General features: G+C 64.3%; 19 protein-coding genes. 12 read left to right on the forward strand and 7 right to left on the reverse strand.

Translation table 11 applies throughout. The features are described from left to right. Positions 1 to 24: 24 nt before the first annotated feature. The 5 genes from SO180_RS18340 to SO180_RS18360 form a co-directional block, all read right to left on the reverse strand. Positions 25 to 1650 carry an ABC transporter ATP-binding protein gene (locus tag SO180_RS18340; protein WP_449380241.1) on the reverse strand — a complete coding sequence of 542 codons (1626 nt, stop codon included), beginning with the start codon at positions 1648 to 1650 and terminating at the stop codon, positions 25 to 27. Then, complete coding sequence (locus tag SO180_RS18345) at positions 1647 to 2477, reverse strand: ABC transporter permease (protein WP_449380242.1); 831 nt, start codon at positions 2475 to 2477, stop codon at positions 1647 to 1649. Before SO180_RS18345 ends, SO180_RS18340 begins: the two co-directional genes overlap by 4 nt. 1 nt (position 2478) lies before the next feature. Then, positions 2479 to 3456: an ABC transporter permease gene (locus SO180_RS18350; protein ID WP_449380243.1), complete on the reverse strand. Its 978-nt coding sequence runs from the start codon at positions 3454 to 3456 to the stop codon at positions 2479 to 2481. A 24-nt stretch (positions 3457 to 3480) separates the two neighbouring features. Then, a complete protein-coding gene (locus SO180_RS18355; RefSeq protein ID WP_449380244.1) occupies positions 3481 to 5097 on the reverse strand; it encodes an ABC transporter substrate-binding protein in 1617 nt (538 codons plus the stop codon). Between the two features lie 154 nt (positions 5098 to 5251). After that, positions 5252 to 6445: a urate hydroxylase PuuD gene (locus SO180_RS18360; RefSeq protein WP_449380245.1), complete on the reverse strand. Its 1194-nt coding sequence runs from the start codon at positions 6443 to 6445 to the stop codon at positions 5252 to 5254. A gap of 215 nt (positions 6446 to 6660) precedes the next feature. On the opposite strand from SO180_RS18360, the gene SO180_RS18365 reads away from it, so the two are divergent. Next, positions 6661 to 7974, forward strand: coding sequence for a PQQ-dependent sugar dehydrogenase (locus SO180_RS18365; RefSeq protein WP_449380261.1), 1314 nt, complete (start codon positions 6661 to 6663; stop codon positions 7972 to 7974). Between the two features lie 64 nt (positions 7975 to 8038). Here SO180_RS18365 and SO180_RS18370 read toward each other — a convergent pair whose 3' ends face one another. Next, on the reverse strand, positions 8039 to 8839 hold the full coding sequence (locus tag SO180_RS18370; RefSeq protein ID WP_449380246.1) for an SDR family NAD(P)-dependent oxidoreductase: 801 nt from the start codon (positions 8837 to 8839) through the stop codon (positions 8039 to 8041). Positions 8840 to 9094: 255 nt separating this feature from the next. Here SO180_RS18370 and SO180_RS18375 point away from each other — a divergent pair, with 255 nt between their 5' ends. The 4 genes from SO180_RS18375 to cyoD are packed head-to-tail and all read left to right on the forward strand — an operon-like array spanning position 9095 to position 12942. Then, on the forward strand, positions 9095 to 9928 hold the full coding sequence (locus SO180_RS18375) for a cytochrome ubiquinol oxidase subunit II family protein (RefSeq protein WP_449380247.1): 834 nt from the start codon (positions 9095 to 9097) through the stop codon (positions 9926 to 9928). Next, on the forward strand, positions 9918 to 11918 hold the full coding sequence (cyoB, locus tag SO180_RS18380) for a cytochrome o ubiquinol oxidase subunit I (RefSeq protein ID WP_449380248.1): 2001 nt from the start codon (positions 9918 to 9920) through the stop codon (positions 11916 to 11918). Before SO180_RS18375 ends, cyoB begins: the two co-directional genes overlap by 11 nt. Further along, positions 11918 to 12559: a cytochrome (ubi)quinol oxidase subunit III gene (locus SO180_RS18385; RefSeq protein WP_449380249.1), complete on the forward strand. Its 642-nt coding sequence runs from the start codon at positions 11918 to 11920 to the stop codon at positions 12557 to 12559. The genes cyoB and SO180_RS18385 overlap by 1 nt, the downstream gene beginning before the upstream one ends. After that, the gene (cyoD, locus tag SO180_RS18390; RefSeq protein ID WP_449380250.1) at positions 12556 to 12942 is read left to right on the forward strand and encodes a cytochrome o ubiquinol oxidase subunit IV; all 387 of its coding nucleotides are present in this window, start codon (positions 12556 to 12558) and stop codon (positions 12940 to 12942) included. The genes SO180_RS18385 and cyoD overlap by 4 nt, the downstream gene beginning before the upstream one ends. Positions 12943 to 12963: 21 nt before the next feature. Here the strand turns inward: cyoD and SO180_RS18395 are convergent, their stop codons facing one another. Next, complete coding sequence (locus SO180_RS18395) at positions 12964 to 13752, reverse strand: thermonuclease family protein (protein WP_449380251.1); 789 nt, start codon at positions 13750 to 13752, stop codon at positions 12964 to 12966. A 186-nt stretch (positions 13753 to 13938) separates the two neighbouring features. Here SO180_RS18395 and SO180_RS18400 point away from each other — a divergent pair, with 186 nt between their 5' ends. The 7 genes from SO180_RS18400 to SO180_RS18430 all read left to right on the forward strand — a co-directional run bounded on the left by SO180_RS18400 (position 13939) and on the right by SO180_RS18430 (position 22492). Then, complete coding sequence (locus SO180_RS18400) at positions 13939 to 15546, forward strand: GMC family oxidoreductase (RefSeq protein ID WP_449380252.1); 1608 nt, start codon at positions 13939 to 13941, stop codon at positions 15544 to 15546. Between the two features lie 8 nt (positions 15547 to 15554). Continuing rightward, positions 15555 to 16004, forward strand: a complete 450-nt coding sequence (locus SO180_RS18405; protein WP_449380253.1) for a hypothetical protein — start codon at positions 15555 to 15557, stop codon at positions 16002 to 16004. A gap of 72 nt (positions 16005 to 16076) precedes the next feature. Next, positions 16077 to 17096 carry a S1C family serine protease gene (locus SO180_RS18410; RefSeq protein WP_449380254.1) on the forward strand — a complete coding sequence of 340 codons (1020 nt, stop codon included), beginning with the start codon at positions 16077 to 16079 and terminating at the stop codon, positions 17094 to 17096. A gap of 58 nt (positions 17097 to 17154) precedes the next feature. Next, positions 17155 to 18885, forward strand: coding sequence for an FAD-dependent oxidoreductase (locus SO180_RS18415; RefSeq protein WP_449380255.1), 1731 nt, complete (start codon positions 17155 to 17157; stop codon positions 18883 to 18885). Positions 18886 to 18906: 21 nt separating this feature from the next. Continuing rightward, positions 18907 to 19860, forward strand: a complete 954-nt coding sequence (locus SO180_RS18420; RefSeq protein ID WP_449380256.1) for a hypothetical protein — start codon at positions 18907 to 18909, stop codon at positions 19858 to 19860. A gap of 259 nt (positions 19861 to 20119) precedes the next feature. Continuing rightward, entirely contained in the window at positions 20120 to 20818 is a 699-nt protein-coding gene (locus SO180_RS18425) for a cysteine hydrolase family protein (protein ID WP_449380257.1), read from the forward strand. A gap of 9 nt (positions 20819 to 20827) precedes the next feature. Then, positions 20828 to 22492, forward strand: coding sequence for a regulator (locus tag SO180_RS18430; RefSeq protein ID WP_449380258.1), 1665 nt, complete (start codon positions 20828 to 20830; stop codon positions 22490 to 22492). Positions 22493 to 22571 lie beyond the last annotated feature (79 nt).

Here is a 22571-nt window from a genome sequence, read left to right on the forward strand (position 1 = left end):
CCGCGGCCAAATGACGCAAGTACGCTACACGGCCGTCTGATGCCCCCGTGCGAACGCGCCGCCCGGGACCGAGGCAAGCAGCGCCTTGGTGTAGGGATGTTGCGGCCGGCCGAACACGTCGGCCACCAACCCGTGCTCGACGATCTCGCCGTCTTTCATGACCGCGACGAGGTCGCAGACCTGCGCGGCAACGCGCAGATCGTGGGTGATGAAGACGATCGAGAGCCCGAGCCGTTCGCGCAATTCGCCGAGCAGTTTCAACACCTGCGCCTGCACGGACACGTCGAGCGCGGACACCGGCTCGTCCGCGATCAGCACATCCGGCTTCAGCGCGAGCGCGCGTGCGAGCCCGATGCGCTGGCGCTGGCCGCCGGAGAATTCGTGCGGGAAGCGGTCGCCGGCGGATGGATCGAGCCCGACCAGTGCGAACAGCTCCCTGGCTTCAGTCATCGCGGTCGCGCGCGGCGTGCCGTGGACGATCGGGCCCTGCGCGACCAGCTCGGCGGCCTTGCGCCGTGGATTGAGGGACGCGAAGGGGTCCTGGAACACCATCTGGATGTGACGGGTCTCGCGGCGGATCTCGTTGCGCGGCAGCTTCGCCCAATCCTTGCCGTCGAGCAGGATCGCGCCATGGTCGGGATCGATCAGTCGCACGATGCAGCGTGCCAGCGTCGACTTGCCCGAGCCGGATTCGCCAACAATGCCGAGCGTCGCGCCCTTGGGCAGCGTCAACGAAGCATCCTTGACCGCCGCGGTGATGCGCGCACCGCGGCCGAGAAAGCCGCCGGTGCGATAGGTCTTGGCGACCTTGGTGATGCTGAGGACGTTGTCTGATGACAGCGGCCGCGGCGGCGGCGCCGTCAGCGGCGGGACGGCGGCGATGAGCTGCTTCGTGTAACGATGGGTCGGGCGGTTCAGCACGTCATCGGCCGTGCCTTGCTCAACGATCTTGCCGTGCTGCATCACCACGACGCGGTCGGCGATCTCGGCGACGACGCCGAAATCGTGGGTGATGAACAGCACCGCCGTCTTCTTGCGCTGCTGGAGATCGCGGATCAGCTTCAGGATCTGCGCCTGCGTGGTGACGTCGAGTGCGGTGGTCGGCTCGTCCGCGATCAGGAGCTTTGGGTCGAGCGCCAGCGCCATCGCGATCATCGCGCGCTGGCGCTGGCCGCCGGAGAGCTCGTGCGGATAGGCCTTGGCCGCAGCTTTCGGATCGGGGATGCGGACGTCTTCGAGCAGCGATACCACCCGCGCGCCGATCTCCGCCTTGGCGAGATCGGTATGGATGCGGAACATCTCTGCGATCTGGTCGCCGACGGTGCGCAGGGGATTGAGCGCGGTCATCGGCTCCTGGAAGATCATGGCGATGCCGGCGCCGCGCACCTCGCGCATCACGGCGGGATCGGTCGTGCAGAGGTCGCGACCGTCGAATATCATCCGGCCGGCCTCGATCCTGACTTCCCCCGGCAACAGTCGCATGATGGCATTGGCCATCATCGACTTGCCGGAGCCGGATTCGCCGACCACGCAGAGGATCTCGTTCGAGGCGATCGACAGCGACACGTCGTTCAGCGCATGCGTACGATCGGCGCCCTTGGGCAGCCGTACGCTGAGGCCTTCCAGTGAGAGGACCGGCTGCTCACTCATCGGCTCTTCAGCCTCGGATTGAGCGCGTCGTTCAGGCCCTGGCCGACCAGCGAGACCGCAAGCACGGTGACGAGGATGGCGATGCCGGGAATGGCGGAGACGTACCATTGCACGCGCAGCACGTCGCGCCCGAGGCCGATGAGGTTGCCCCAGGATGCCACGTTGGGATCGGAGAGCCGCAGGAAGGCGAGCGCGCTCTCCAGCAGGATCGACAGCGCCATCACCACGCTGGCATAGACGATCACCGGCGGCAGTGCGTTGGGCAGGATCTCGCCGAGGATGAGCTGAAGGTCCCTCATGCCGAGCGTGCGCCCGGCCTGGACGAATTCGCGGTTGCGCAGCGACAGGAATTCGGCGCGGGTCAGTCGCGCCGGCGCCGGCCAGGACACGATGCCGATCGCGATCGTGACCGTCGTCAGCGTCGAACCGAACACGGCGACGAGCACCAAGAGCAGCACGAAATTCGGCAGCGTCTGGAAGGCTTCGGTGATCCGCATCAGGATATTGTCGATCCAGCCCCCGTAATAGCCGGCAAACGCCCCGATCAGCGTGCCGATCGCAACGGCGATCACGGTGGCGACGCCCCCGATCAGCAGCGAGATCCGCGCGCCATAGAATATCTGTGCCGCGATATCGCGCCCCGAATTGTCGGTGCCGAGCGGGAAGCGCGGATTGGTGAACGGCCACACCAGCGGCCGGCCGGCGAGTGCCAGGGGATCGCGCGGATAGAGCACGCCGGCCGAGATCGCCATCGCGATCACGGCGAGCAGGAGCACGAGGCCGATCACGGCCGCGGGGCTGCGGAAATAACGCTTTGCGGCGTTCATCTCAGCCCTCCGCCGAAATGCGCGGGTCGAGCCGCGCGTAGAGGAGATCAACGACGAAGTTGACGACGATGACCAAGAGCGCCGAGACGAAGGCGATGCCGAGCAGCGTGTTGAGATCGCGCTGGATCACGGATTCATAGGCGAGCCGCCCAAGGCCCGGCAGCGAGAATACGCTTTCGACGACCACCGAGCCGCCGAGCATGGTGCCGGCCTGCAGGCCGATCAGCGTCACCATCGGCAGCAGCGCGTTGCGCAGCACGTGTCCCGTGACGACGCGGGTGTCGTCGAGGCCCTTGGCCCGCGCGGTGCGGACATAGTCGAGGTTCAGCACCTCCAGCATCGAGGCACGCATGATGCGCAGGTAGATCGCAAGGAAGATCAGCCCGAGCGTCAACGTCGGCAGGATGAGGTGTCGCGCGATATCGATGATCCGGAAGATGCCGGTCCGCACCTCGCCGATATCCTCGAATCCACCGGCGGGAAGCCATTGCAGATAGATCGAGAACACGACGATAGCCATGAGGCCGAACCAGAACGATGGCGTGGCGTAGAAGATCAGGCCCAGCGTCGAGATCAGCGTATCCGGCCATTTGTTGACGGCACGCGAGGCGATCACGCCGAACACCAGGCCAAAGAAGAACGCGAAGGACAGCGATGCCGTCATCAAGAGGATGGTCGGCGGCAGCCGTTCCATGATCACGGTCGCGACCGGCTTGCCGTAGATCGAGGAGAAGCCGAGATCGAGCCGCACCAGGTGCCAGAGATAGTTGGCGAGCTGCGCCGGGATCGACAGGTCGAGCCCGTAGAATTTGCGCAGCTCGCGCGCGGTCGCGGCGTCGCCGCCGCCCATCTGCGCCATCAGCGCGTCGACGGTGTCTCCCGGTGCGAGCTGCAGCAGCAGGAAGACGCCGATCAGGATCAGGAACAGTGTCGGGATCGAGGCGGCGAGCCGCCGCCCCGCAAGGCCTATGATGCGCATGGCATCATCTTGACGAAAAACGGATCACGCGGAAAGCCAAAGATCGTGCCAGCTCGACGAGCCCCAGCGCGGGGTGTTGGAGTGGTTGCGGGCCTTGGCCGTGATCACGGTGACGAAGATCTGCTCGATCGGCATCCAGACCGGCAGCTCCGTGTTCACCTCCTTGACGAACTCGGCATAGAGCGCCTTGCGCTTGGCGGGATCGAGCTCGGTCAGCGCATTGTCGATGGTCTGGTCGACCTGCTTGTCCTCCCAGTCCCACTGGTTGGTCCAGGGCGCGCCCTTGGGCTGCCCCGAGCGGTACCACACCGTGGTCGAGACGGCGGGGTCGTTACGATATTGATGCCAGCCGGTGGCAAGATCGAAGGCGTGCTCGTCATAGACCTGCTTGAGGAAGCCGCCACCGTCATTGCGCACGATGTCGACGGTGATGCCGACATCCTTCAGCGACTGCTGGATGAAGGTCGACCAAAGCGAGATGTCCTCGCCCCACGGTGCCGGCAGCAGTTTCAGCGAGAAGCGCGCGCCGCCGGCGCCGGCCTTGTAACCGGCCTCATCAAGAAGCGCGGCCGCCTTGGCCTTGTCGAACGGATATTGCGGCGTGCCTGCGCCGGGATAGAAGTCGGTCGAGGTCGACGGAATCGGACCCGTGCCGAGCTTGGCAAAATCGCCCAGGAAGTTGTCGATGAAGAAGGGCACGTCGATCGCATGCGCGATCGCGCGGCGCACGCGGATGTCGGACAATTCCTTGCGGCGGAAGTTGAACTCGATGGTGTTGGTGCGCGCGTTGCCTTCGTTGCCCTTGGTGGTGACGATGAAGCGCTTGTCCTTCGCCAATCGCGCCATGTCGGAGATCGTCAGGCTCGAGAACGGGGAGTATTGCAGTTCACCGGCTTCGAGCTGGGCTGCGGCAGCTGAACGATCGGTGATCACTTTCCAGACGATGCGGTCGAGATAGGGCGCGTTGGGTCGCCAGTAGTCGGGGTTGCGGTCGGCGATGATGTACTGGCCGCGCTCATATTTGACGAACTTGAACGGGCCCGTGCCAATCGGTGCGAGATTGATCGGATTCTGCCTGATGTCGCCGCTCTCATAGAGATGCTTCGCGGAGATGTAGCCGAGATCGGGCAGCGCCCGGAGCAAGAGGTTCAGCGGCATCGGCCGCTCGTAGCGGAATACGGCCGTCTGTGGATCCGGCGTATCGACGGCGGTGAGGAAGAGCTGCAGCGTCGAGCCGTAGTTCAAGATCTTCTTCCACATGTTCATCGCGGTGAACGCGACGTCTTCGGATGTGAAAGGCTTGCCGTCGTGCCAGGTGATTCCCTTGCGCAGCCTGAACGTGATGGTCTTGCCGTCGGGCGAGGACTCCCAGCTCTCGGCGAGCACGCCGACCGGCTTGCCGTCGGCATCTAGATCGACCAGGCTTTCCTGTATCTTGCCGCTGATGATGTAGACGCCGGTGGACGCCTGGATGCTCGGATTGAGCTGGCGCTGTTCGGCATTGTAATGGACGTTGAACACGCCGCCCTTCTTCGGGGTCTCCTGCGCAAACGCCCGCATCGGGTTGATGACGTTGGCGGCGATTGCCGCCGAGGTCAGGAGCGCCGTGCGGCGGTTGATTTCCAGGCGGGTCAAATCCATACGACGTCTCCAAAAACGACTTGCGGGCCGGAGCGAGCGGCCGCAGGGTTTCCCTATCTACGCCGGAGCAGCGCTCAAGTCATTTTGAAATGGTCTGCGATTGCGGAATATCCTTCCGCAAAAGATCGCATGGACGCGTCACAGCGATTTGGCGTCAGCGTTCGGCCTGCGTGATATAGGCGGCCAGCACGGCGCGTTCCTCGCCGGTCATTTCCGTGATGTTACCCGGCGGCATCGCGCTCGACCATGCAGCGACGCGTCCGATCAACCTGATGTTGCGCTGGATATGCTGGGGTGCATCGAGCAGGATGCCCTTTGGCGCGGTGACGATGCCGGCCCACACGGGCTCTGCGGCATGGCACATGCTGCAGCGGGACATCACGATTTCCTCGACATCGGCAAGCGTCGGCTGCGCGGCAAGCGCGCCGGTCTTCACCTCGCGCGGGCCGGCAGCGGAGAGAAGGCCGATCGCGATCACGCCGGCTGCCGCCACGCCCCACACCCACCACGGCGATTTGCGTCCAGCGTGACGCTCATTGAAGAAGTGCCGGATCACCGGCCCCAGCGCCAGCACGATCGCGACGATGATCCAGTTGAAGCGCGTTGCGTAGAGCAGGGGATAGTGGTTGCTGATCATCAGTACGACGACGGGGAGCGTCAGATAGTTGTTGTGGACCGAGCGCTCCTTGCTGGTCTTGCCGAGCTTCGGGTCGGGCGATTGCCCCGCGATCAGGCTAGCTACGATCTTCTTCTGGTTCGGGATGATCACCGCAAAGACGTTGGCGACCATGATGGTGCCGATGATCGCGCCGATCTGGTTGAACGCGCCGCGCCCGCTCAGGACGTGGGTGAAGGCGTAGGTCAGCGCGACCAGGAACAAATAGCCACCGATCGCAAAGCCGAGCTCGCGCTGGGCAAGGCCCGTGCGGCAGGCGATCTCGTATAGCAGCCAGGCGAGTGCGAGGCTGCAGAAGCTGAACAGGCCTGCCTGGATCGGCGTGAGGTCGAGGATCGACTTGTCGACCAGGAAGAGATCGGCATCGAGATAATAGACCACCACCATCAGCGCGAAGCCGGAGAGCCAGGTGGTATAGGCTTCCCATTTGAACCAGGTGAGCTCCTCCGGCATCTGGCTTGGTGCCACCAGATATTTCATGATCCGGTAGAAGCCGCCGCCGTGCACCTGCCAGGCTTCGCCCTGCACGCCATCAGGCAGGTCGCGCTTCGGCTTCAGGCTGAGATCGAGATGGATGAAATAGAAGGAGCTGCCGATCCATGCGATCGCCGCCACCACATGCAGCCAGCGCAGGAGCAGGCTCGCCCATTCCGAGATGATGGATCCCCACATGCTTACCCCATCCGTCGCGACGTCGATGCCGCAGCTTTGATGACCGCAACCGGCGGCCGCGCCCTTACAATGTGTCGCACCGATCGCCGAGATTTTCCAGCAGGACGGCATTACGCATTGCACATCCTGCGGGCATGAGCTGATGTGCGATTCGGCACTCGAAGGCTGCGGAGGAACTCGTGACGAAGCATCTTGGACGCCCGGCCAGGCCCGCATTGACATCCGCATTGCTCGCGGCTGTCATCGGCACGACCGCGTCGGCTGAACCAGTGCTGCAAGGCAAGGAGGCCTTCGGAAGCTGGCAATCCGACAAGCCCGGCACCGTCAGGTTGATCCGGCCGCAGGATCTTCCTGCGCCGGGCGCGTCGCGATCGGTCGCCAATACGTCGTCCGTGGTGGCGCGGCCCGCCGAAGCGACGCCGGTCGTGCCAGATGGTTTCAAGATCGAGCTGCTGGCCGAGGGCCTTTCCGGCCCCCGCATCGTGCGCGTTGCGCCGAATGGCGACATCTTCGTCGCGGAGACGCGGGCAGGGCGCATCCGCGTGCTGCGTGCGGACGGCGCGAAGATCGTGGCGAATGAGATCTTTGCCAGCGGGCTGAACCGTCCGTTCGGCATCGCCTTCTTCCCGAACGGCGACAATCCGCAATGGGTCTATGTCGCCAACACCGACAGCGTCGTCCGCTTCGCCTATCGCAGCGGCGATCTCAAGGCATCCGGCAAGCCCGAGGCGGTGGTCGCGAACCTCGCGCACGGCACCGGCCATTCCACCCGCGACATCGTCTTCACGCCGGATAACAAGCGGATGTTCGTCTCGGTCGGCTCGGCCGGCAATGCCGGCGAAGGCATGGGCAATCCGCCCGGCGGCATCGAGGCATGGTCACGCGCGCAAGCTCTCGGTGCGTCCTGGGGCTACGAGACCGAGCGCGCAGCGGTGCTGGCCTTCGATGCGGACGGCAAGAACAGAAAGCTCTACGCCACCGGCATCCGTAACTGCGTCGGCCTTGCCATTGAGCCGCAGAGCGGTCTGCCCTGGTGCTCGACCAACGAGCGCGACGGCCTCGGCGACGATCTCGCGCCGGATTACGTCACGAGCGTGCGGGAAGGCGCGTTTTACGGCTGGCCGTGGTTCTATATCGGCGCCAACCAAGACCCGCGCCACGCCGGCGCGCGGCCGGACCTGAAGGACAAGATCACGATTCCCGACGTGCTGCTCCAGTCGCATTCCGCGTCGCTCGGCATGACCTTCTATCAGGGCAGCAATTTCCCGGCCGAGTATCAAGGCGACGCCTTCGCCGCCGAGCATGGCTCATGGAACAGGTCCAAGCGCACCGGCTACAAGGTGATCCGTATCCGGATGAGGGACGGCAAGCCGACGGGCGAGTACGAGGATTTCGTCACCGGCTTCGTCGTCAACGACAACGACGTCTGGGGACGGCCGGTCGGTGTTGCCGTTGCGAAAGACGGCGCGCTGCTGATCTCGGAAGACGGCAACGGCACCATCTGGCGCGTGACTCACACGCCGCAATGACATTCGCGGCGCGATGACACTGCACCCTCTCCCGCAAGGGAAGGAACAGCGTGCTTGTTTCAGCTTACCCCCTGATCACGCTCGCGCCGCCGTCAACCGGCAGCGTCACGCCGGTGATGAAGTTCGCTTCATCCGAGGCGAGGAACAGCGCGGCATTCGCCACGTCCCATGCCGTACCCATTTTCCTGCGCAGTGGCACCTTGCTGTCGCGCTCGGCTTCGACTTCGGCGCGGGTCTTGTGCCATTCGCGGGCGCGGGTGTCGACGGCCATCGGCGTGTTCATCAGGCCCGGCAGGATGACGTTGGCGCGGATGCCGTATTCGGCGTTCTGGTAGGCGAGTTGCTCGGTGAAGGCGATCATCGCCGACTTTGTCGCCTTGTAGGCGACGTAGGGATAGGTGGTGATCGCGGCCATCGAGGAGATGTTGATGATCGCGCCGCTTCTTTGCGTCCGCATGATCGGGATCACCTCCTTTGCCGCAAGGATGCAGCTCTTCAGATTGATGGCGACCACGCGGTCGAATGCCTCTTCGGTCAGCTTCAGGAGTTCGGCGTCGCCGCCGCCGAGGCTGACGCCGACGTTGTTGTGCAGGATATCGATCCGCCCCCAGCGCGCCTGCGCGTCCGCCACGATCGCCTTGATGTCGTCTGTCCTGGTCACATCGGCCTTGAAGGCGTTGGCCGTGCCCTGCTGCGCCGCGATCATCGCGACGGTCTCCTGTGCCGATTCGAGATTGTGATCGACGCAGACGACCTTCGCGCCCTCGCGTGCGAAGGTCAGCGCGGTGGCGCGGCCATTGCCCATGCCCTCGCCGGGGCTCTGCCCGGCTCCCACCACGATGGCGACCTTGTTCTTCAAGCGCATGACGTTTTCTCCCTGCTTTTTCATCACGATAGCAATCGTCCAGGGATCGGAGAAGATCAGCGCTGCGCCGCATGCCCGCGTGCAACGCGCCATGTCCCGCAAAACCTGCATGGCTCCGTTGAACAAGCCAAAGTGTGCGGACGCGCGATGACCTGTGATTGCGCCGGAACCCGGTCACGCGAATGACGTTTGTTGCCGGTACCATTCCGCGCTAGGCTCTCGTTAGGGGCTTCCCCAACCGCCAGTGGCTTGCCGATGAATCTGCTCGATCCACAAGGGCCTGTTGCTGTCGCCAACAGTACGATTCTCGTCGATTCCGTTTTCATCATGCTGACGATCGTGGTGCCGACGATCGTCGCCATCCTCGCCTTCGCCTGGTGGTTTCGCGCCTCCAATCCGCAGGCGAAGTATCAACCCGACTTCGTCTATTCAGGCCGCGTCGAGATGGTGGTGTGGGCGATCCCGGCGCTCACCATCATCCTGCTCGGCGGCGTCGCCTGGATCGGGTCGCATCAGCTCGATCCCCGAGCGCCAGTGCCCGGGACCGGCAGCCCGGTGCGCATCCAGGCGGTGTCGCTCGACTGGAAATGGCTCTTCATCTATCCCGATCAGCGCATTGCGACGGTCAATTCGCTGACGGTCCCAGCAGGCGCCGAGCTGAACTTCCAGCTCACGTCGTCGAGCGTGATGAACGTGTTCTTCATCCCGCAGCTCGGCAGCATGATCTACACCATGAACGGCATGGTGACGCGACTCAATCTGCGTGCCGACAATGAGGGCAAGCTCCAGGGCCTGTCGGCGCATTTCTCCGGCGATGGTTTTCCGGAGATGATGTTTGACGTCAACGTGATCTCGCCGCTCACTTTTCCGGACTGGGTGGCGAGCACAGCCAAGACCGATCAGGTGCTGAACGAGGATAGCTACAAGAAGCTGATGCAACAGTCCGTCGAGCGCGGCAGGCCGATCTATCGGCTCGAAGATCCCCGCCTGTTCGACATGATCGCAACCCAGCACATCCCGCCGGGGCCAGGCCCGCAACTGACCTCGAATGCCTCGCGGCCGCATAGTGGAGATCACGATGCTCGGTAAGCTCGATTGGTCTGCGATCCCGTTCGACCAGCCGATTCCGCTTGTCGCGGGCGGGGTCGTGCTGGTTGCGATCCTCGCGGTGCTGGTCTGGGTCGTGGTCAAGGGATATCTGCCCTATCTCTGGCACGAATGGATCACCAGCGTCGACCACAAGCGCATCGGCGTCATGTACGTCCTGCTTGCCTCCGTGATGTTGCTGCGCGGCGGCAGCGACGCCATCATGATGCGGATCCAGCAGGCGGTCTCCTACCAGTCGCAGGGCTATCTGCCGCCGGAGCACTACAACCAGATCTTCTCTGCCCATGGCACCATCATGATCTTCTTCGTGGCGATGCCGTTCGTGATCGGTCTGATGAACCTCGTGGTGCCCTTGCAGCTCGGCGTGCGCGACGTCGCCTTTCCGACCCTCAATTCGGTCGGCTTCTGGCTGACAGCCACCGGTGCGCTGCTAGTCAACCTCTCTCTCGTGGTCGGCGAGTTCGCGCGCACCGGATGGCTCGCATTTCCGCCGCTGTCGGAGCTGACCTACTCGCCGGGCGTCGGCGTCGACTATTATGCCTGGTCTTTGCAGATATCCGGCGTGGGGACGCTGGTCGCCGGCATCAATCTGGTCACCACGGTTCTGAAGCTGCGCACCCGGGGCATGAACTATCTGCGCATGCCGATGTTCTGCTGGACGACGCTTGCCTCGAACCTGCTGATCGTCGCGGCGTTCCCGATCCTCACGGCGACGCTCGCCATGCTCCTGCTCGATCGCTACCTCGGCTTCCATTTCTTCACCAACGAAGCCGGCGGCAACGTCATGATGTTCATGAATCTGATCTGGGCCTGGGGCCATCCCGAGGTCTACATCCTCGTGCTGCCGGCCTTCGGCATCTTCTCGGAAGTGGTGTCGACTTTCTCCGGAAAACCGCTGTTCGGCTATCGCTCCATGGTGCTCGCCACCATGGCGATCTGCGTCATCTCCTTCATGGTGTGGCTGCATCACTTCTTCACGATGGGTGCGGGGCCGACCGTCAATGCGGTCTTTGGCATCGCCAGCATGATCATTGCGGTGCCCACCGGCGTGAAGATCTACAATTGGCTGTTCACCATGTATGGCGGCCGTATCCGCTTCACGACTCCGATGCTGTGGTCGGTCGGCTTCATGGTGACGTTCATCACCGGCGGCCTCACCGGAGTCCTGGTCGCGGTGCCGCCGGCCGACTTTCTCCTGCACAACAGCCTGTTCCTGGTGGCGCACTTCCACCACGTCATCATCGGCGGCGTGCTGTTCGGTGCCTTCGCCGGGTTCACCTACTGGTTTCCGAAAGCGTTCGGCTTCCGCCTCGACGAGGCCTGGGGCAAGGCGGCGTTCTGGTTCACGTTCGTCGGCTTCTACGTTACCTTCCTCCCGCTCTATACGGCGGGCCTGCTGGGCATGACCCGGCGCATGCAGCATTACGACGTTGCGGCGTGGCGGCCCTGGATGCTCGTGGCCGCGGTCGGCATGGCGCTCCTGAGCGTTGCGGTGGCCTGCCAGGTCATGCAGCTCGTCGTCAGCATCCGCAACCGCGAGCAGCTCCGCGACCGTACCGGCGATCCCTGGGATGGCAGGTCGCTGGAGTGGGCGACGTCGTCGCCTCCGCCGGCGTTCAACTTCGCGTTCCATCCCGATGTGCGCGGCGAAGATGCCTATTGGGAGATGAAGGCGAAGGCCAAGCAGCAGCAGTTCGAGCACCAGGAGGTTGAATACGAGGACATCGAGATGCCCCGGAATTCGCCGACCGGCTTCGTCTGCGCGTTCTTTGCATCCATCATGGGCTTTGCGCTGATCTGGCACATTTGGTGGATGGTCGTTCTGGGTGTCATTGGTGCGTGGGCGACCTTCGTCGTGTTCGCCTGGCGTGACCATGACGAATACGTCATTCCGGCGGCCGAAGTCGCACGCATCGATCGCATCAATATCGAGGAACGTCGCAACCTCGTCAGCATGGCGGGGGTGGTCTGATGGCGATGACCGCGACCGTTGGCCACGCGCATGCCGATCCCCATCACATCGGACTCGTTGTCGAGCATCCCGGACCTGCGTCGAAACGAATTGTGACGGCCTATGGCTTCTGGGTCTTCCTGCTCTCCGACATCGTGATGTTCTCCTGCTTCTTCGCGGCCTATGCGGTGCTGGTCGGACAAACCGCCGACGGCCCGAAGGGCTCGGAGATTTTCGAGCAGCGGAACGTGGCGATCGAGACAGTCTGCCTGCTGCTGTCGAGCTTCACATGCGGCATGGCGAGCATTGCAGCCGACGTCCGAAACCGGCTCTGGTTCTACCTCGGCATGGCGGTGACCTGCGTGCTGGGGCTTGCGTTCCTCAGCATCGAGTTCCGCGAATTCGCCGACCTGGTTTCCCGCGGTTATGGACCATCGCGCAGCGCGTTCCTGACCGCTTTCTTCTCGCTCGTCGGCTGCCACGGCCTGCACGTCTCGGCCGGGGTGCTGTGGCTGCTCACGATGATGGCCCAGGTCTTCGCCAAGGGCTTTCGCGCCGACATCCTGCGCCGCATGATGTGCTTTGCGCTGTTCTGGCACGCGCTCGACATCATCTGGGTCGCCGTCTTTTCCGTCGTCTACCTGCTTGGGAGTGGCGTATGAGCGATCTGACGCACCAGCCGGTCGAACATGACCTCGCACCCGGCGAGGAAGAGGTACACAGCGTCGGCGAGCGGATTCTCGGCTATGTCGTGGGCCTGGTCCTTGCCCTGCTCTTGACGGCGACGTCGTTCTTCATCGCGGGCACCAACCTGGTCTGGCAGCCCTCGATCCCAATCGCCATCATCGTGCTGGCGATTGCGCAAATGGGCGTGCATCTCGTGTTCTTCCTGCACATCACCACCGGCCCCGACAACACGAACAATGTGCTGGCGCTGGCGTTCGGCCTCCTGATCGTCTTCCTGGTGGTCGGCGGCTCGGTCTGGATCATGTCGCATTTGAATGAGAACATGCCGGCGATGGACCAGATCATGCGGATGCAGTAAGAGGCCGCCCCCTCGCTCAGATCATTTCGGCCGGCGGCAATTGTACGCCTTGCGGAAGCCTGCGGCCAACGCGTCGTCCTCCGAGCAGAACCAGCGGTCCGGCTTCGTCGTCGCCGGATAGCTCGGGCAGCCCCGCAAGTGATAGATGCCGATATTGCCGGTGACGCGCGCGCGCACCGCGAGCTTGCCCTTGATGCTGCAATTCGGCGGCATGGTCAGCTCGTCAGGAAACAGCACCGCGCGGATCTCCTTGTCGCGGTCGGCGCGGCAGGCGGCGCCGAGCAGTGTGCCGTCCTTCTTGCCGGTGCGGAATTCCTGCGGTGCAACAAAACAGCCCTTCCAGATGCCGGCCGAATTCGTCTGGGCCTCGGCGGCGGCCGGCTTGACGTTCGCCTTGATCGGCTCGCGCGCGACGGCGAAGCCGAGGCCGACGAGCTGCTCGTTCAGGCTCGTCTTGTCGCCCTCGGCCGTGCAGATGGCGCGGTGACGCTTGCCAAAGCTCTTCTCCGGCCCGACATCGTCGCAGCGTACGTTGCGGCCGTTGATCAGCTTTGCAAGCTGATCGCGCGCCTCGAGCCCGCAGGTCCAGGGATCGGCGTGGTCGTCGATGCAGACCTGGTCAAGTTCCGGCGCATCGACTCCGTCGAGACGGTAAGTCGCATCGCCGAGCTGGATCGAGTTGCCGTCCCGCACCGTTGCGCTGGCCGCTATGGCGAAGCTGGGCTCGGTATCGGCGACACAGCCGAGGATAGCGAGAAACAAGACGAGCGCGGCGGCGCGGGCGGCGGCAAAGGAATCTTGGAAGGACATACGTTCTCGCTATCGATTGGCTCTTTCGCGAGGGTTCTCTAGCATCTCGACATTGCAACACCAATGGTCTGCGCCCAGCGAAGCCTGACATTCGTTCCCTGCAGCTTTACTCGCCCGCCGCTCTGACCCTATCGTTTGACGCTGCACGCAAGGCTCAATCGCCCGGGAAGCGGCGAGAGCGGGAGGATGACTTTGGCAAACGAACCCGTGGACGTCCTGATCATCGGCGCCGGCGCCTCCGGAGCCGCGGTTGCCTGGTCACTCGCCGAGACCAGGATGCACATCCTTTGCCTCGAGCAGGGCGATTGGATGAAGCCGGCGGACTATCCAAGCACCGGTCGGGACTGGGAGGCCAGGTTCTACGGTGAATGGTCGACCAGTCCGAACATCCGCGGCCGGCCCGAGGATTATCCGATCAACGACGACAACTCGCCGATCAAGGTCGTCAATTTCAACGCGGTCGGCGGCTCGACGGTGATGTACACCGCGCACTGGCCGCGGCTGCATCCGTCCGATTTCAAGGTGAAGACGCTGGACGGCGTCGCCGACGACTGGCCGATCGACTACGACAGGCTGGTGCCGTTCTTCGAGGAGAACGACCGGATCATGGGCACATCGGGACTATCAGGCGATCCGCTCTCGCCGCTGACGCATCCGCCGATGCCGCCGCAGCCGCTTGGGCTCTCCGGTCCCCTCGTCGCCAAGGCCATGAACAAGCTCGGCTGGCACTGGTGGCCGTCGGACACCACGGTCGCGACGATGGATTACGAGGGCAGGGCGCGCTGCATCAATCTCGGCCATTGCACCCCGGCCTGCGCGCAAGGTGCCAAAGCCTCGACCGACATCACCTATTGGCCGCAGGCGATCCGCGCCGGCGTCGAGCTGCGCACCCATTGCCGGGTGCGCGAGATCACGACCGACGAGAACGGCATGGCCTCGGGCGTGGTCTATTACGACAAGGACGGCGTCGAGCAGTTCCAGGGCGCGCATGTCGTGATCATCGCCTGCAACGGCGTTGGCACGCCGCGCTTGCTGCTCAACTCCGCGTCGGGGCGTTTCCCGAATGGCCTTGCCAATTCATCAGGGCTCGTCGGCAAGAACCTCATGTTCCACCCCTACGCGCAGATCTACGGCTATGTCACGGAGCCGACTGACAGTAATCGCGCGCCGCCGACCTGTTTGTGGAGCAAGGAGTTCTACGACACCGACCTGTCCCGCGGCTTCGTGCGGGGCTACGGTGTCCAGTTCGTGCGCGGCGCAGGACCGGTGTTCGAGGCGGTCGTGAGCGAGCAGAAAGGCATTCTTCCCTGGGGTGCCGATCATCACCGCGTGTTCCGCAAGCTCAACGGCCATCGGCTGGGATTCTCCGCGATCTGCGAGGACCTGCCGGAAGAGCATAATCGCGTCACGCTCGACCCGGTGCTCAAGGATAGCCATGGCATTCCCGCGCCCAGGATCGACTACACCATCAGCGAGAACAGCCGGAAGATGATGGAGCATGCGCTGGCTCGCGGCCGCGAGTTTCTCGAAACCGCGGGGGCCACGGACATCTGTGTCAACAGTCCGATCCCCTGGGGCGGCTGGCACCTGCTCGGCACCGCGCGGATGGGCACCGACCCCGAGCGCTCCGTCGTCAACGAATGGGGCCGCTCGCATGACGTCAAGAACCTGTTCATTGTCGACGGCAGCGTCTTCGTCACTTCGGGCGGCGTCAACCCGACCTCCACCATCCAGGCCATCGCGCTCTACGTCGCCGACCAGATGAAGCAGCGCCTCGCCAATTTGTTCGATTAGAGGATCTCATGCCCGACCAGATCACCCTCACGTCGCGACAGCGCCAGGACTTGCGCACCATTGCCGCCATGATCATCCCGGCGAGCGAGGAGTACCGTGTGCCGGGCGCGGATGACGACCTCATCCAGGCCGACATCCTCGCGACCCTCGGCCGCGATGCCAAGCTCGTTGCAGCCGCGCTCGATCATCTCGCGCGGCTTGCCGGCATGCCGCTCGCCGAACTCGATGCTGCGGCGCGGGACAGCGTGATCAGCACATTCCGCGCCGAGGGCGGCGCGCCGGCCGCAACGCTCGTCCGCGTCGTGCTGCAATGCTACTACCGCGACGACCGCGTGCTGCGCTCGCTGGGGCTCGAGCCGCGCGCGCCTTTCCCGAAAGGGCACGTGCTGGAGGACGGCGATTGGTCGCTGCTCGACCCGGTCAAGGACCGAGCTCACGCGATGCGTCAGGTCAGTTAAGCAGTTCGTGAAGAGCGGCCGGCTTGCATTATAAGTTCGAGGTAACCATCTGACGCGCGAAGGAATTTCGCCATGTTAGATTTTACCTCAGATCTCAGCGATGCCAGTCTGTCATCGCAACCTATCCAATCCACCCCGGTCGACGACCAGAACCTGCTGGATGCCTATTCCAATGCCGTGATTGGCGTGACGGAGCGCGTCGGGCCGGCCGTGGTGCGTGTCGAGACCGGGCCAAAGGTCCCGAACGGCCGCGAGCGCGGCGGCCTCGGCTCTGGCATCGTCATCTCGCCGGATGGACTGGTGCTCACCAACAGCCACGTCGTCGGCTCGTCCAAGGAGATCCGGCTGCGGGATATCGAAGGGAATGTCGGCGACGCCCGAGTGCTCGGCGTCGATCCCGACACGGATCTGGCGCTGCTCCGCGCCAACGGCGCCCGCGACCTCCGCTATGCCTCGCTCGGAAATTCGAAGGGCCTGCGGCGCGGCCAGCTCGTGATCGCGATCGGCAATCCCCTGGGCTTCGAGTCCACCGTGACCGCCGGCGTGGTCTCGGCGCTCGGCCGCTCGATCCGCTCGGTGAGTGGCCGGACCATCGAGGACGTGATCCAGACCGACGCCGCGCTCAACCCCGGCAATTCGGGCGGGCCGCTGGTCTCGTCGAATTCCGAGGTGATCGGCATCAACACCGCGATCATCAGCGGCGCGCAAGGCATCTGCTTCGCGGTTGCGAGCAACACCGCGCAGTTCGTGCTGTCGGAGATCATCCGTCACGGCTATGTCCGCCGCGCCTATATCGGCGTCGCCGGCCAGACCGCGCCGATCCCGCGGCGCCATGCTGTGCTTGCCGGCGTCGAGAACGAGATGGGCGCGCTGCTCGCCCAGATCGAACCGGACGGGCCGGCGGCGAAGGCGGGGCTGCTCCCCGGCGATGTCGTGATCAAGCTCGATGGCGTCGAAATCAACGGCGTCGACGATCTGATCCGCGTGCTCGACCGCGACCGGATCGGCCGGCGGCTCGCCATGGATGTGCTGCGCCTCGGGCGCCTGCGAGCGATCGACATTGACCCCATCGAGCGCAAGCCGGCGCGCTAGCCTGGGACCAACCGGGCGAGTATGACTGCGTCATGCCTTGCCCGGAAAACCCCGCCGCATGATGCCGGCGCATGAGATCTACGACGTCATCGTGATCGGCGCCGGCGCCGGTGGCATGACGGCGGCGGCCGTCGCTGCCGCCGAGGGCTTGCGTGTGCTGGTGATCGAAAAGACCGCGTTCGTCGGCGGCACCACCGCCTGGTCCGGTGGCATGGTCTGGATTCCTGCCAACGGCAAGATGAAAGAGGCGGGGCTCTCCGACAACGTCACTGATGCCGTCCAGTATCTCGCGAGCACCGTACCCGAGCCCGCCAATGCCGGCCTGCGTGCGGCGTTCCTCGCCCGCGGGCCGGAGGCGATTACCTATCTCGAAGCGAACACGGAAGTGCGCCTCCAGCCGGTGAAGGCTTATCCCGACTACTATCCCGAGCGGCTTGGCGCGACGGCGGGCGGGCGCGTGCTGGAGCCGGTGGCGTTCGATGGCACCAGATTGGGTGCTCATTTCGCCCGGTTGCGGCCGCCTTTGCCGGAATTCATGCTGTTCGGCGGCATGATGGTCAACCGGCTCGACATTCCGCATTTGCGCAAGATTGGAAAGTCCGTTGGCTCGACGCTGCGGTCGCTGCGCCTGATCTCGCAATATGCGCTGCAGCGGCTTGGCAGCCCACGCGGCACGACGCTGCATCTTGGCAACGCGCTCGCGGCGCGGCTCTACGCTTCGCTGCTGGCGCGGCAGGTCGAAATCCTCTTCAGCACGGATGTCGAGGACCTCGTCGTCGAGGGCGGCCGTGTCAGTGGCGTGACCCTCCGCCATGGCTCGCGCGACCGCCTGATCGCCTCGCGCCGCGGCGTGGTGCTTGCGACCGGCGGCTTCTCGCACGATGCGCCCTTGCGCAAGCGCTTCTTTCCCACCGCCGCAGGATATGTCTCGGCGACCACGCCGGCCGGCACCGGCGACGGGCTCCGGCTTGCGATAGCAGGCGGAGCCGCGCTGAACGCGGACGCGACGAGCCCGGCCTATTGGGTGCCGGCCTCGCTGTTCCGCCGCGCCGATGGCAGCCGCGGCGTGTTCCCGCACACGGTGACGGACCGCGCCAAGCCGGGCGTGATCGCCGTCAACGCGGCCGGCCGGCGCTTCGTCAACGAGGCGCTGTCGTACCACGAGTTCGTGCTCGGCATGCTCCGCGACGGCAATGGCGAGCCTGATCGGCCCTTCTATCTGATCTGCGACCGCGACTTCCTGTGGACCTACGGCCTCGGCCGCATCGAGCCGTTCACCTGGAATTACCGCCGCTACGTCAGGAGCGGCGAGCTGATCGCGGCCGAAAGCATCGCGCGTCTCGGTGAGCGGATCGGCGTCGTGCCATCCTCGCTCGCCGCGACCATCGCCGATTACAACGCCCATGCGCGCGAGGGCCGCGATCCCGAATTCGGCCGCGGCAGTACCGTCTATCAGCGCCATCTCGGCGATGTCAGCCACAAGCCCAATCCGTGCGTCGCGCCGATCGAGCGCGCGCCGTTCTTCGCGCTTCGCATCCATCCGGCTGATCTCGGCACTGCCATCGGCATGAAGGTCGACGCCCGCGCCCGCGTGCTGCGCGAGGACGGCACGCCGATCGCCGGCCTCTACGCCTGCGGCAACGACATGGGCTCGATCATGAACGGCAACTATCCCGGCCCGGGCATCACGCTGGGGCCCGCGCTGACGTTCGGGTACATTGCGGGTCGGCATCTGGCGGAGGGCGCGGTGGTCACGCCGAGTGCTGCTGCGGCCTCGGTCTCCCACTGATATCTTGTTGCGGAGGAAAACATGACGGCACAAGCGTTCGACACCGACATCACTGAAACCGACAGCGCCCTGATCGGGCCATGGCGCCAGCCGCGCCAGATGTTGCAGGCGCAAGTCTACGATGCGCATGCCTCGATCCACGATGATGCTACCGCGCAAAAGCTCGGCTTCAAGGGCGGCACCATCGAAGGCCCGACCCACTTCAGCCAGTTCGCGCCGCTCGGCGCGCGGCTGTGGGGACGGACGTGGTTCGAAACGGGTTGCCTCTCCGCGCACTATCGCAACGCCTGCTTCGAAGGCGAGGAGGTGCAGGCGATCCTGTCGAAGCCTCTCCCCGGTACGAGCCAGTGCCAGATCCAGATGGTCAAGCGCGACGGCACGGAAGTGCTGCGCGGCTCGGCCTCGGTCGGCGATCCGCAGGTTGCGACCGCGCTCGAGACGCGCCTCACTGAGCTCAAGCCACTCGCTGATCCCGTGATTCTGCGCGACGTGAAGGTGGCGAAGACCAGCAAGCGTCAGACCGTGCGAATGGGCCTCGACCAGAACATGGGCGACCTCTATCCATTCTCGCTGCGGCAGAAGCTCGCGGTGATCACCGAGAACTCGGCGTTCTATTCGAGCGGAGAGAATCCCTGGCAGAAAGCCATCATCCCGATGGAGATGCTGAGCGTGCTCTTCCAGTACCGTGCGAAGGACGATCCGCTCCCGTCGAAGGGCCCGGCTGTCGGGCTGTTCGCCGACCAGGAGATCCGGCTGATCAAGGGCCCACTCTTCGTCGGCGAAGACTATGAAGTCGAACGCGAGGTGGTCGCGCTCTCCGCCAGCCGCCGCACCGAGAGCGCCTGGGTGAAGACCCGCGTGTTCGACAAGGCGAATGCGATAGTCGCGACCATGCTGCTCAACATGGCGACGATCAAGGACTCGTACGCGCCGTATGAGGAAGAGTATCGGCGGTTGTATGGGAGCGCGCGATAGGCGCCAATCCCTCCGCTCGTCATTCCGGGCTCGACGCTTCGCGTCGCCCCGGAATGACGAGTGGAGCGTTCCTCCGCCCAAGCCTTGAGCAGATGCCCGTCGCAAAGCCGCCGCACAGGGAATGGGCAGACCTCGGCTTCTCTCATAACGTACTGAAAGCGCAACAAAATCCTGCACTCATCCCGCACCGTCGCTATTGTACACAATGGCACGGCGCTTGCAGAACTCCTGGCAACGGGTGTTCTCGCGAGGGACGTGCATGTTGAACTCAGCGAAGCCGACACTTGGCGTCATCGACGCCGAGCCCGCGCCGATCAAGCTCGACTGGTCGACTACGGCACTCGTCATCATCGACATGCAGCGCGACTTCATGGAGCCGGGCGGCTTCGGCGAGACGCTTGGCAACGACGTCTCCCAGCTCGCGCGCGCAGTGAAGCCGATCGGCGCGGTGCTTGCGGCGGCGCGCGAGGGCGGCATGCTGGTCATCCACACTCGCGAGGGCCATCTGCCTGACCTCTCCGACGCGCCACCCGCGAAGATCGAGCGCGGTGCGCCGTCTTTGCGCATCGGTGATCCCGGCCCGATGGGCCGCATCCTGATCCGCGGCGAGGCCGGCCACGACATCATTTCCGAGCTCTATCCGCTCGACAGCGAGGTCGTGATCGACAAGCCCGGGAAGGGCGCATTCTACGCCACCGAGCTCAGCGACGTGCTGGAGAAATACGGCATCGAGAATCTTCTTGTGTGCGGCGTCACGACGGAAGTCTGCGTCAACACCACCGTGCGCGAGGCCAATGACCGCGGCTATCGCTGCGTCGTCATCTCGGACGGCTGCGCGTCCTACTTCCCCGAGTTTCACGAGATGGGCCTGAAGATGATCAAGGCCCAGGGCGGAATCTTCGGCTGGGTCGCTGACTCTGCCGCAGTACTGGAGGCGTTGAAGACTTCGACCATTTAGGGGATCACCATGAGCACATTGACGGGGACGGCCGGCAAGTCTGAGATCGATAAGTCCGAGTTCAAGCCGGCACTATGGACACCGGGCGACTGGAACGCGTTTTTCGGCTTCGGCACCAACATCCTCGTCAACATGCTCGTGCTCACTGGCCTGTTGCGCTTCGTGCTGAAGATGCCGGACAGCCTCGTCTTCGGCCGCATCCTGCCCGCGCTCGGGCTGATGATGTGCCTGTCGACATTCTACTACGCGTTCCTCGCCTACCGCCTGGCGCAGAAGAGCGGTCGTCGCGACGTCTGCGCGCTGCCCTCGGGCGTCAGCGTGCCGCACATGTTCATCGTCACCTTCGTGATCATGCTGCCGATCACGCTTCGGACGGGCGATCCGCTGAAGGGATGGTCGGCGGGGCTGGTCTGGGTGTTTTTCCAAAGCTTTATCCTGATGATCGGCGGCTTCATCGCGCCGTTCATCCGCAGGATCACGCCGCGCGCGGCTTTGCTCGGCACGCTCGCCGGCGTCTCCATCACCTTCATCTCGATGCGTCCGGCACTCGAGATGTACATGACGCCGCAGATTGGTCTTGTCTGCTTCGCCATCATCCTGGTGAGCTGGTTCGGCGGCGTGAAATATCCGCGCGGCATTCCGGCAGGCCTCGTCGCCATCGCAGTCGGCATGGTCATCGCCTGGGGCTCGAACCTGTTCGGGCTTGGTCTCGGCGGATTGAGTGTGAAGGGCGTCGGCGATGCCTTCGCCAATTTTGGCTTCTCGGTGCCACTTCCTGCCGTGGGTCACGTGTTCTCCGGCTTCGAGTTTCTCGGCGTCATCCTCGTCACCGCGATTCCATTCGGCATCTATGACCTCGTCGAGGCCATGGACAATGTCGAGAGCGCGGAGGCCGCCGGAGACGAATATCCGACCACGCGTGTGCTCACTGCCGATGGCGTCGTCAGCCTGATCGGCTGCCTGATGGGCAATCCCTTCATCAACGCGGTCTATATCGGTCATCCCGGCTGGAAGGCGATGGGTGGGCGCATCGGCTATTCCGCCGCGACCGGCGTGATGGTCGTCGTGCTGTCGTGGTTCGGCATCATCTCGGTGCTGCTGGCGCTGGTGCCTGTGGTCGCGATCTCGCCGATCCTGCTCTATATCGGCATGCTCATCGGTGCGCAGGCGTTTCAGACCACGCCAGTCAAGCATGCGCCTGCGATCGTGCTGGCGCTGACGCCGCATCTGGCCGCCTGGGCAAAACTCCAGATCGACACGATGCTGGCCTCGACCATGACGGCGGCGGCGACCGTCGGCGGCATGGCCGGCGACAAGGCGGACGCCGTCAAGGCCGCCGCAATCGCCGCGCTGCCGCAGCAGGGCGTTTTCTATCACGGCCTCGAGGTAATGGGTGGCGGCTCGATCCTCGCGGGCCTGATCCTGGGGGCGATCGGCGTCTTCATCATCGAGCGCGACTTCGAGAAGGCGTCAGCCTTCGCATTCGTCGGTGCGGTCCTGACCTATTTCGGCTTCATGCACGGCGAGGCCGTCGGCGTTGGCGGCGGCTTCGGCGTCACGCCGGCAGTCGCGCTCTCCTATGCCGTAGTGGCGGCTGGATTTTATGCTCTCAGCCGGCGTACAAGTGAACACTACGCCTCACATCCGGAGATGTCGGCAGCGCCTGCGGAGTAGGCACTAAAGCGGGATGGGGTTAGGTTGAATCGATTTGGGATTCCCAAATCAGCTTGTTTCTGATTCACCATGCTGGCTG

Source organism: Bradyrhizobium sp. UFLA05-112, from assembly GCF_053572325.1.

Coding starts and splice junctions, on each gene's coding strand:
- SO180_RS18420 (WP_449380256.1), top strand. CDS start 18,907: ATGACGGCACAAGCGTTCGACACCGACATCACTGAAACCGACAGCGCC.
- SO180_RS18375 (WP_449380247.1), top strand. CDS start 9,095: ATGAATCTGCTCGATCCACAAGGGCCTGTTGCTGTCGCCAACAGTACG.
- SO180_RS18410 (WP_449380254.1), top strand. CDS start 16,077: ATGTTAGATTTTACCTCAGATCTCAGCGATGCCAGTCTGTCATCGCAA.
- cyoB (WP_449380248.1), top strand. CDS start 9,918: ATGCTCGGTAAGCTCGATTGGTCTGCGATCCCGTTCGACCAGCCGATT.
- cyoD (WP_449380250.1), top strand. CDS start 12,556: ATGAGCGATCTGACGCACCAGCCGGTCGAACATGACCTCGCACCCGGC.
- SO180_RS18345 (WP_449380242.1), bottom strand. CDS start 2,477: ATGAACGCCGCAAAGCGTTATTTCCGCAGCCCCGCGGCCGTGATCGGC.
- SO180_RS18395 (WP_449380251.1), bottom strand. CDS start 13,752: ATGTCCTTCCAAGATTCCTTTGCCGCCGCCCGCGCCGCCGCGCTCGTC.
- SO180_RS18385 (WP_449380249.1), top strand. CDS start 11,918: ATGGCGATGACCGCGACCGTTGGCCACGCGCATGCCGATCCCCATCAC.
- SO180_RS18405 (WP_449380253.1), top strand. CDS start 15,555: ATGCCCGACCAGATCACCCTCACGTCGCGACAGCGCCAGGACTTGCGC.
- SO180_RS18360 (WP_449380245.1), bottom strand. CDS start 6,445: ATGTGGGGATCCATCATCTCGGAATGGGCGAGCCTGCTCCTGCGCTGG.
- SO180_RS18415 (WP_449380255.1), top strand. CDS start 17,155: ATGATGCCGGCGCATGAGATCTACGACGTCATCGTGATCGGCGCCGGC.
- SO180_RS18425 (WP_449380257.1), top strand. CDS start 20,120: ATGTTGAACTCAGCGAAGCCGACACTTGGCGTCATCGACGCCGAGCCC.
- SO180_RS18355 (WP_449380244.1), bottom strand. CDS start 5,097: ATGGATTTGACCCGCCTGGAAATCAACCGCCGCACGGCGCTCCTGACC.
- SO180_RS18350 (WP_449380243.1), bottom strand. CDS start 3,456: ATGCGCATCATAGGCCTTGCGGGGCGGCGGCTCGCCGCCTCGATCCCG.
- SO180_RS18370 (WP_449380246.1), bottom strand. CDS start 8,839: ATGCGCTTGAAGAACAAGGTCGCCATCGTGGTGGGAGCCGGGCAGAGC.
- SO180_RS18430 (WP_449380258.1), top strand. CDS start 20,828: ATGAGCACATTGACGGGGACGGCCGGCAAGTCTGAGATCGATAAGTCC.
- SO180_RS18340 (WP_449380241.1), bottom strand. CDS start 1,650: ATGAGTGAGCAGCCGGTCCTCTCACTGGAAGGCCTCAGCGTACGGCTG.
- SO180_RS18400 (WP_449380252.1), top strand. CDS start 13,939: ATGACTTTGGCAAACGAACCCGTGGACGTCCTGATCATCGGCGCCGGC.